Here is a 10,112-nt window from a genome sequence, read left to right on the forward strand (position 1 = left end):
GAAGATTTTCATCTCATTCAACAACCTTTCCGTTTTAGTATTCCTATACCCGAAAAGTGTTAAGTTGAAGCATTCCCCAAATGAGCGTAAGAGCCCGTATTTTGAACAGAATCACTAAGTGCATTAAGTGCTTCTAACGAGTTCGCTTGCAAATAAATATAGGTGTACTGGTAAATATAGATTGATTCATTTTCAAGAAATTTCGTCAACTGATGCTCAGCTGCCTCCACCTGTTTTTCAAGTTGGCGTTTTTTAAGTGGATCAAATGTCTTCAAAACCTCGGCCTGCTTATTTTTAATCGTTTTATTGTAGTGTTCCACCATTTTATTCGCATTCGATGACTCTAAAAATTGAACGATGGTTATATTTCCCTTCTTCCGTTTTAATTCAGAAATCCAATTACCATAACGACTTTTTGGATAATCAATGATGGCAATGACACGTATGAAGTTTTCACCTGATTCAATATGGTCGGCATATTCCTCCCACGAAAAAGGGTAAATCATATCTAAACTCGAACCATCCAACACCTCATCTAATCTTAATTCCTGTTTTGGTAGCATCGGTTGCTTTCGTTTGAGCATTGTGATCCCTCCCTAATGATTTGAAAAGTTGACTAAATGCTGCAAGACATCACGACATTCCTTCGCAGTTAATTGACGAGCCATCATATCATAAGTGCTTAATGTATTTTCAAGCTGACGAATGAATAGCGTCACTTTCTCCTCTAGTTCAATCGCCGTTTGCTCTAGTGATGCAAGATGCTTTTTCGGTATTTTTTCATGTAGAACGACAATGTGCCGTTTCGTCGTCATTTCCTGTGAGGAGGCAATTGTTGAAAACGTATCGACGTAGCTCGCAATGAGCGCAAGCTTTGCTTTGTTTTCCGGCTCCTCCTGCTGCACTTGTAAATAACGATGCTGCCAAAACGATACATATTCACTAAAATCAACGGGCATCGTAATATCTAAATACTGTTGAACTTCCCCGCTATTTTCACCAAGCGTAGACATTAAAAAGGCATTAAACTCGTCAAACACATCTTCCTGCTCGATAACCGTCAATAAATCCAAGTTGATGCCACTTGCCTGAATGAGTGCTACTAAATAACCTTGCTTTGTCACGAAAAAGTTATTGTACTGCGCCTCAATTAACGACATCTCTTGCAGACTTTGCTTTCCGTTTTGAAGCGTCCTCGGTTCATCTTCAAACACATATGCCTCGATAGACCCTTTCTTTTTTGAAAAACCAAATAACTTCTCCCACAAACACCTCACCACCTCATCTAAAGAAACGCTCTTTCTTCTTTTGCGTGTAAAATAGTTTCTGCCTTTGTTTATAATCCGTTCGTAATTTCAAATAATCCTGAAAGCGAATATTTTGCCGGTAGCGGATTGGGCGAGAAGAAAGAAATGCCAATACCATAATCAGCACAATTAAAATCAACATAATTTTAAAGAGCATGAGCCACACATTATGGGGAGGCAACGCAAGAATGATAAATCCAATCACTGCAGGGGGTAATAGATAAATGGCAAGCTCCCGTAATGTGATTCCAAGAAATATGCCATACCCCGACTCTACGTTTTCTGGAAAAACGAACTTCTTTCCTTTGTGTTCATTCATAGATATCTACACCTTTCAAAAGTAGATTTTTCTACTTTTGTTAAGTAGTTTTATATCACTTCTACTTATGTGAACAATGAGTACACCCATGGTAATAGCCATATCACGGCTGCGGCCAACCCGACCAGTGCACAAACACGACCAACACTTTTGAACACTTCATTTTTCTCGTGCGGATCATCTGCGGAAGGCATACGCTTGATGATAATAAATAAAGCTGCACAAATCCCGACTAAAACCACAAGTGCTGTCAAAATACCTTTCACGACATTGGCTGCATTTGTGAGCTTAGCTTGGACTTGTCCAGCTGAGGCAAATACGATTTCGGGTGTAACTACTAAACAAATCACCAGAGCCACAGCTGTACCAAACACTAAGCGCATTTTTCCGTGTTGTTTTGTCATACACAAACCTACTTTCATTATTCATTTATCTAGTCGTTACTCATCTCTCTCCATTTCTACTAATTGTTGAGGGGCAGATTCTTTATACCGCTGCACTTCGTCTAGTTTTATTTTCGCCTCCTGGACGGTCGAAAAAGATTCCGAAAGCTGTTCTAATTCCCCTCGCTTTAAACGACCGATAAAAATAAAATTTTGCCGCTTATCCCGTTGCTCTATTTCAAACAACCGCAACGCTCCACTGCACAATCAAACTCCATACCATAGACACTTAGAAAACCTTCCAAAAAACTTGTACCAGCAAAACTTACTTCTGCAAGCATTCGGCCGCGCTTCCCTCGAAAAGCTGTTGGCTCTATTTGGTTCACATTTTCAGCATCTTGAATATTCCCTTGTTGCAAAAAGTATTGTCGTAATTTTAATGGCTTTATCTCAATTCGATCATGTATTTCTTCCCTTATGAATTCTTTCCGAACCACTTGAATCGATTGCCCACCTAGCTCTCCACTACGCACAATCCGCCCATCATGCTCCAGCTGTACGGCCTTTTCACTACTCGATCACCGCACAATCACTAGAAAAATCACCTACTTTTACATAGTATACAATGCTATTCTGCTAAAAAAGTCGATTGTTGCCGAAGTATTATCACTTTTTAATAAAATATATGTTCTCGTTATGATTGCAATGAGAATGTAATAGAATTTTCATTCTATTTGTGACACTATCTGGAAAATATGCACCTACAACGTAAAGGTCGTTAAATATTAAAAGGTCAATTCCTCAACAGTAAACTTGAGGAATTGACCTTTTGGATTATGCTAAAATGGCACCCGTTAGTAAAATCTCTAGCACTAGCAATAATAATAACGATGACACTGTATTAATATGGACTTTCCCACTTAAGCAGTTGCTATTAAAATTTTCCCCCCGCAAAAAAAGACGGAAAAAAAGCCATATTTGGCTATATCAGAATAAAATAATATAAAAACCTCTTATATTTTACAAGAAAAGACAAATATGATACACTTAAATTCAGTGTATCTACACATGGGATAGCTATGTCTATTTTCATTGATTAAGAGATATCCTACTGTCGGAAAAAATGCTTGAGGCACATTTTCAGTAGCAACCGTGTAAACTTTTTCATAATTCTTGTCGGTGATATCCTATTTAACTAAGCATTATCTATGATATCACCGACATTAGAAAAATGTCAACATAAATGTCAAACTCAAAAAAGGTAATTAAACAGCAGTTCCAAGCCTACAACTACGACTGAGGTAAAAAAATATATGGTTAAAGTAGAAAAAGTAACGACAGTTTTGCAAATGAACAAAAAACAGGAACAACTACAGTTTGTAAACATCGAAACATCAGGAGCAGACAACAGATTGTTCTTGGATCCATTACTGATTGCAATAAACAAGGACAAGTTTTCAAAAGCAGCACACACACTGCTTACAGATTACTTCCAAACAGTCTTCAAACTGATTAGAGAAGGCAAATCTATAGAAGGTATGCTATTAGGCATTCTAGGTAACTCAAGTGAGAATAACAGTTTTCGTCTGGGAAAATCGGAATTTATCAAAGATGTTTATCCGAATGGAAAAGGTTGCGGTCCCAACATGCTTTACAAATTATTAACCAGGGTTGAACATCGTCGACTAATTGAAGACGGTACTATAAAAGGGCCAATGGACGTCGTTCTCTTCATTAAAAATTTTAATGAAGACCGAATGTCAGATTTACTTGCCAGTATTCTCTTTGGACTACTAAGCGAATTCACAGTAACACAAGCGTTAAAATACAATCCTAATGCAAAGTTCAGAATACAGGAAGGTCTTCGGTGGGATGTAACAATTCACAATTGGGTTAAATTCCAATACCGTCAATTGCTCGATTTGAATGAAATTCCCTTAACTCTAATTCCAAAACATATTGTAACCGATCAATACCGATACCGGGCTGATAATTATTTGATGGCTCACTTGATACAATACGAACAAGAAGAAGAGTTGAAAGTGGCATTAAAAACAAATCCCGATGCTGTTAAACGCAACAAAAAGCTAATTAGTAGCGAAAAGAAAGAAGAATTGAGTAATCCCTCTACCAAGGATCTTATAATTCAACTTACTTTAGCCCATCGCTCCAAGAATCCTGTGAATGTTTACAAAGAGAACATAGCGAAAAAGTACAATGGGGGATTAAGTGATTCACAGCTAACCTCCATTATCGAGAAACCATATGCTGAAATCGCAAAAGGTGTAGCTTAAATTCTAAAAAAGAGAGCAGACAATATGTTTGCTCTCTTTTTTCAATCGTTCAATCTGATTCCTCAACACTTTTGGCGCTCCATGAATGTGTTCAGTTTACTAACGGATAATCGTCATGTCCTCAAAAAAACTCCTACATCAAACTCACCTAGTGGTTCACTCCTCAAGTAATCACTTAATCTTTTTTATGATGCTATATATGCGCTGAACTTATGATTTTCACCTAATCTTCAGAGAAGGCGCCTACTGGGGTAGTCGGAGCGATAAGACTGATAGTGGTTTTCTAGCAGGCTTATCGCGGGAGGCATCCCCAAGCGCCGAGCAGTGTTGGAGGGATTCTTTAGTTCAATCCATATAGTATAGAAATAATTAAGCAATATACTTTGAGTTTATTATCCATAATATTGACTATGATGTATTATTTCCTCCTTTGATTCGTCCCCTTCTGCTGTTTTATTTGTTTCTGCTGCGCCCTCAATTTTTCAAATTCCTCATATTCCAACTCATCCATTATCTGATCGATCGCTTTTCCTTTAAAGAACTGCTCAAATAACGTTTGGGAACTGTAGACGCTCATTTGTTTGCCTCCGAACGTGTCATTGTAAAAAACAGTTCCTTGCTCTGTTGGCACTTCTACAGCTGCCAAAAAAGCATTCGCTTTCTTTTCGGACAAGATATCTTCTGCAACACAATCACTCAACACAAAAGCCTGATAACGAGGGTGTGCCAAATCCTTCAATAATACTGGATCCATTCCTTTCTGTACTCGTAGCAACTCTTGTGCGGACACCTGCTCTCCTCGTAAAACAGCTACATCATATGCTCGTTTCGCTCGTACATAATCGGGCACAACAACTAATTGCTCTTTCTTGTATTTCTTCGGTGGCTCACTTGGAAAATTGGTCAATTGCTCTTTTGTGAAGGCTTCTCCATAATAATCCATTGCTGTCATTAGCCACTCACGCTCTACTAACGACTTATCCGATACATCCAAACTTGGCAGCCGTAAATGAATGCGCTCATCGTAATAAGCTCCAAATAAACGCAATGCCAATTGCAATCTTTTCATTTCTTTCAACATACCTTCAAAGTTGTTTTTTTCGGTAGGAGATAGTCGGTCCATAGATTCCTTCTGTTGGAGCGATATTCCTTGCTGCTGCATAAAGGTTGCCGCTCGCGTTTGCACAGCTTGTAAGCGCTCCTGAACTTCTATAACAGTGGTTATCGGTTGTTTTAAAATCGACTGGACTTGTTCCACCACTTCTTCCTCACGAGCCTGTAACAACGTTTCCTTAATTTCCAAATCATTTAAAGCCCGATCCAGTCGTGCTGTTTCATTGACTAACGCTCGCTTCTCATACAATGTCCACTGACTCGTTTCTAGCATTGGATAATACTTCACAACCAATCGGTCTGCCTCACGATTGAAAAGTTCCTCAGCACGCTGGAAAGCCTCTTCCTGGGCCTGATATCCTTTATAACTTGACTCATTGAATAATCCAAGATCTACTTGAACCTTCAACTTAACATCCCATAAATAAAGCATCCTTCTTTTATCAGCCAATGACTCAGGTTTCACATACATTTTTAACACTTTGGACAGTTGGCCAAGTTCCTTTTTTTCCGCTGGAGATAATGCCTGTAAAATCAGCTGATGATTTTCTAGATTCGTCAGCTTCTCATCAACTTCAAGTAAAGAAACAACTTTGTCATTGCGTGCTTTCACTTGCCGATTTATTTCCACGCGGTCCGATGAACGCCCCTCCTGCTCCATTTTACGAGCTACGTATCCTTCATGAATCATAGGCTCTTGTTCTAAACCTAACTCTGCATGGGACTTCTCTGTAATTTCAACAGCCACACCGGCAAGTGCTAAATGCTTATTTGCATAGAATGCCCATGCCTGACGCCACTCTTGTATCTTATCTCTTTTATTCCAGTCATTCATATCAATTTTCCGAGATTTCTTTGCACCACTCGCTGTATATAAAGACTCCCCGTCTTCATCCAAAATATATTCTTTTCTAGACTTAGCTCCCCAGCTTCCATCATCTAAGAAAGGACGCATTGTTAACATCACATGTGCATGTGGGTTATTTTCATCATCACGATGAATTGCAATATCTGCAACCATACCTTCATCGACAAATACTTCCTGAACAAAATGTTGCAACAACTCCTTTTGTTCTCCATTAGACAATTCAACAGGCAGTGCTACTGTAAATTCACGAGCCAGTTGTGCATTCTTTGCCTTTTCAATCTTTTCAACTTCATTCCATAACCGTTCTCGATCAACACACCACTCTGGCCCATGAACAGGTTTCAATATCATTGTATCCGGCATAACCTCGCGGTGCTGATAAAAATTCTCCTTATCATAGCGTTCACTATATAGCTTTTCCCCACTTCGATACGCTGCACCGACAACTGCTGACTGTCCTTTTCCCCTAGATATAATTTGCATACTAAAATGATATATTGCCACTATGCATTCCCTCCCTTTACATGAGCGCAAGCGAGTTTTTCACGTGTTAACGTGACCAATCTTTTCGCACAACACCATTTGGAAGCTTAGCTGACAACATGGTGTATAAGTGCGCCCTTAGCTTCCTTCACTTTACCATAAACCTCTTATTATTTGAATTATTCTATCCTTTACGTTCTACTATTGAAGAATTCAAATTCTATAAAGAGGGGTGTTATCCATGGACGAAATTCGTAAAAAAATTGATAAGATTGAGGAAATGAGAGAACAAATTCGCTTAGAAAAAGAAAAAATGAATACACAAATAGGTCGTCAATTACTGTCCAAATTAAACATTCAACATGAAGATCTATCAAAAGAAAAAATTGACGAACTCCTTGATACACTTACTACCCTTTACCAAGAATATCAAATGCCCGTAAAACATCATGACTAATCTACAGCTTAAAAAACTGATAACCGAAAAAAATAGATTAGAACTTGAACTTAATCGTCTACAAAATACCCAGAAAAAACAACAGCACACCACTACTTTAATCAAAAAAGGAAAGCTTCTTGATCACTATTTAGATACAGATCATTTATCCACTGAAGAAACAGAAGAAATGCTTAAACTGTTTAGCCAATTCATCAAAGATAAACGCCCTGAACGCTTCAATAAAACTACTTAGCTAAGGTAGAGATTACTACTTTTACTAGGTAGTTTTTCCTATGTTATTTTACAAACCTAAAGAAAAGGTCCTCGCCCAGCAAGCTGGATTGTGGAACGCCTCCCGCTGTGGGCTTTACTCCCCTGCAAAATCCAATCAAATATATTCCTATCCATAAACTCTTACTAGCCCCGAAAAAAGGGAAACTACGTGACTAGAAATATGTAAGGCAGAGTGGAGTATTAATTTAACCTGAGCCAGCGAGCGACGAGAAAGACGGGTTGTTCTTGTCGGATAGCACTTTTAAGGAACTTAGTTTTTCAATCAATTCATGATAGCCTGCGATTGGCTCCAGCTCATTTACATGTTCTTCGATGATCTGGTGTACGAAAGCTGTATAGGCCTCCTTTTGTGCTCTTACAAGGTCGAGGGCATAGGTAATAAACAGCTGTACGGTTGTCCAGCCAGTTTTACTTGCTCGTCCTTTTCCTGTGACGGTTTTGATTAGTTTTGTAGAATTTTTCAACAATACATTTAACGAACTTTGCGGGATGCCGATTGCTTCACACATCTCTTTTTGCGTATGCCAAATAAACGGCTCTGTCATCTGTTTTTGAGCCGCAATGTATTCAACGATGTCAGTTTCCCATTCGTCGTAATGGCTGCGCTGACGATCCTCTCGTGCCTTCTTCACCTTGTACCAGCCTCTATGTCCAAGTGACACCTTATAAGATTCACCATTTTTCACGTGCAAGGCTAATAATGCCTCTACATATTCTTTACTCGGTCCATGGTATTTTCCTGAGTATGCAGATTGTAAGATTGTATGTAAATCGGATGCATTCAGAGGTGCTTCTAAGCGTGCATTAAATTCGTCTAAAAAGTTTTCCGTCCGCTCCATATCCCACCCCTCGCTATAGCCAATTAAAGCTAAGGTGAACAACGTATTATTACGTCCCAACTGCCCCTTATCCCCATTAATATTTACGGTATGTATAAGCGCATTGAACCAATCACTCTGTAATACACTACTTGCTAGTCTTTTCGTTGCCAGGACAAATAACGGACGATCTTTATTATCATCCTGACGCATCGACCAATCAATGAGTGATCCAACTGCGTACACATTCTCAAGCCCTGCATAAACAATATTAGTTGCATTCGGTAAACGGAAAAATCCAAAGTCATTGCAAAAAACATCTGCCTCTACTGCCTGCAGACTTTGTTTTAAATTATTACTAATACGCTTGGCCACTTTTAAACCACGGAAATCATTTTTAGGGGAAATAAAGAACGGCTGCTGCAAAGCAAAATACAGCTGGTAACCACGTGTTGATTCGACAATGAGTGTCGGTAATCCAATGGAATCATCCATGCACGTTAAAAGCAGTTCATTTACGCTATACTTCTTTGTATCAATATCTACGACATATGTATTGATTTGCTGCAAATTCCGTTCTTCAAAGCCATGGATATAACGACGTCCTTCATCTGCGTAACCAAATGTACGGTATACATTTGGTGTGAAATGCGTCAATGCTGGTGCATCTTCAAGCAAGGTTTCTTTCGACGTGACGATATAGCCACGTACTCCATTTACTGTAAAATGGTCTTTGTCACGAACGACAAAGACTGCCCCTTTTTTATGTACTCGATCTTGTTTCTCTGCCGCAACACGAGTCGGCAAACTAGCCTTCGAATGTTTCTTTTTATACGTAGTAATGCCTTCATGTAGCACCACCTTATAGATTTGCTCTAGTTCTTCTACTGTCTTTTTCTCTGAAAATGCACAAATAGCCATGGACATACACTCCCCCTAGTCTTGGTGAGCGTCCATAGCTATCTCGTTAAAGACATACTTAAAAAAGCACTTTACGCAAAATTTCAATGCAAGTGTATTGAAATTAAGGTCTGCCATTGCTATAATCAACATAATCTTAAATTATCTAATGGCGTGTTACCAGCACACCATTACAGTTATAGCAACAAGATAAGCGATCTTTCATAGGACGCTCTTTTATTCAATTTTTTTAATCAATTTGGATAAGACGTCTTTGACGCTTACTTATTTCGTTGTTAGACGCTGAGTCATTCCTTGTCCCTCGAAAGACATTTAGGAATGGCTTTTTTATTTTGTCTACTAATCTATTACCACTAACTTAAACACAAATAAATGGACTTGTAAACTTATAAAAAGCCTAGTTCTGACAGCAGAATTGTCGAATTTTATGGATTTCTACTTTTGCGGGAATGTTGAATCTGGGTAGAAATTGCAAACTTCTACTTTTCTACCTTTGCTAAGTAGAAATGATTTCCTTAAGGATAAAATAGGTATAAAAAAACCCCTTGCACTTACTCACACAAGGGGTTCGGGATATTCAGAAAAACCAGTGTATATTTCAAAAGTAGAAATTTCTACTTTTGTTAAGTAGATGCGTTTCTCACAGAAGTCGAAAAGTGGAATTTTCTACTTCTGTGAGAAAGTTGGTGTTATATTACACTTTTATTACAAATGAAAAATGAGGGAAAGAGTTGTCTTTGTGTCCAAATAGCTGAATTTAAAATGCAATGGAATCTTAATAACTCAACTTTCGCACACTGAAATCGGCAAATAAGCCTTGATATAACTGGGTAAACCGGCCATCCATTGCTGTAGTTGATTTTCGACTTGTTT

Annotated in this window: 11 protein-coding genes; 3 read left to right on the forward strand and 8 right to left on the reverse strand. The window is 38.5% G+C overall.

Translation table 11 applies throughout. From position 1 onward, the window contains the following. Positions 1–59 precede the first annotated feature (59 nt). The 6 genes from H4683_RS20725 to H4683_RS20750 all read right to left on the reverse strand — a co-directional run bounded on the left by H4683_RS20725 (position 60) and on the right by H4683_RS20750 (position 2,542). On the reverse strand, positions 60–584 hold the full coding sequence (locus tag H4683_RS20725) for a hypothetical protein (RefSeq protein ID WP_192600721.1): 525 nt from the start codon (positions 582–584) through the stop codon (positions 60–62). A gap of 12 nt (positions 585–596) precedes the next feature. After that, positions 597–1,268, reverse strand: coding sequence for a TrsD/TraD family conjugative transfer protein (gene trsD / locus H4683_RS20730; protein WP_192600722.1), 672 nt, complete (start codon positions 1,266–1,268; stop codon positions 597–599). 13 nt (positions 1,269–1,281) lie between these two features. Then, positions 1,282–1,626, reverse strand: coding sequence for a conjugal transfer protein (locus H4683_RS20735; protein WP_192600723.1), 345 nt, complete (start codon positions 1,624–1,626; stop codon positions 1,282–1,284). 65 nt (positions 1,627–1,691) lie between these two features. After that, the gene (locus tag H4683_RS20740; protein ID WP_192600724.1) at positions 1,692–2,030 is read right to left on the reverse strand and encodes a CagC family type IV secretion system protein; all 339 of its coding nucleotides are present in this window, start codon (positions 2,028–2,030) and stop codon (positions 1,692–1,694) included. A gap of 36 nt (positions 2,031–2,066) precedes the next feature. Further along, the gene (locus H4683_RS20745) at positions 2,067–2,255 is read right to left on the reverse strand and encodes a hypothetical protein (protein WP_192600725.1); all 189 of its coding nucleotides are present in this window, start codon (positions 2,253–2,255) and stop codon (positions 2,067–2,069) included. Next, on the reverse strand, positions 2,243–2,542 hold the full coding sequence (locus H4683_RS20750; protein WP_192600726.1) for a hypothetical protein: 300 nt from the start codon (positions 2,540–2,542) through the stop codon (positions 2,243–2,245). Before H4683_RS20750 ends, H4683_RS20745 begins: the two co-directional genes overlap by 13 nt. Positions 2,543–3,322: 780 nt before the next feature. Between H4683_RS20750 and H4683_RS20755 the strand changes: the two genes are divergently transcribed. Continuing rightward, positions 3,323–4,303: a hypothetical protein gene (locus tag H4683_RS20755; RefSeq protein ID WP_192600727.1), complete on the forward strand. Its 981-nt coding sequence runs from the start codon at positions 3,323–3,325 to the stop codon at positions 4,301–4,303. Between the two features lie 418 nt (positions 4,304–4,721). On the opposite strand, the gene mobQ is transcribed toward H4683_RS20755, so the two are convergent. Beyond that, positions 4,722–6,788 carry a MobQ family relaxase gene (gene mobQ / locus H4683_RS20760; RefSeq protein WP_192600728.1) on the reverse strand — a complete coding sequence of 689 codons (2,067 nt, stop codon included), beginning with the start codon at positions 6,786–6,788 and terminating at the stop codon, positions 4,722–4,724. Between the two features lie 220 nt (positions 6,789–7,008). Here mobQ and H4683_RS20765 point away from each other — a divergent pair, with 220 nt between their 5' ends. Both H4683_RS20765 and H4683_RS20770 read left to right on the forward strand, forming a co-directional pair. Next, positions 7,009–7,224 (forward strand): hypothetical protein, encoded by a 216-nt coding sequence (locus H4683_RS20765; RefSeq protein WP_192600729.1) that lies wholly within the window; start codon positions 7,009–7,011, stop codon positions 7,222–7,224. Next, positions 7,217–7,459 carry a hypothetical protein gene (locus H4683_RS20770; RefSeq protein ID WP_192600730.1) on the forward strand — a complete coding sequence of 81 codons (243 nt, stop codon included), beginning with the start codon at positions 7,217–7,219 and terminating at the stop codon, positions 7,457–7,459. Before H4683_RS20765 ends, H4683_RS20770 begins: the two co-directional genes overlap by 8 nt. A gap of 226 nt (positions 7,460–7,685) precedes the next feature. Here the strand turns inward: H4683_RS20770 and H4683_RS20775 are convergent, their stop codons facing one another. Next, positions 7,686–9,245, reverse strand: coding sequence for a primase C-terminal domain-containing protein (locus H4683_RS20775; protein WP_192600731.1), 1,560 nt, complete (start codon positions 9,243–9,245; stop codon positions 7,686–7,688). Positions 9,246–10,112 lie beyond the last annotated feature (867 nt).

The organism is Sporosarcina limicola, from assembly GCF_014873855.1.
Lineage (GTDB): Bacteria > Bacillota > Bacilli > Bacillales_A > Planococcaceae > Sporosarcina > Sporosarcina limicola.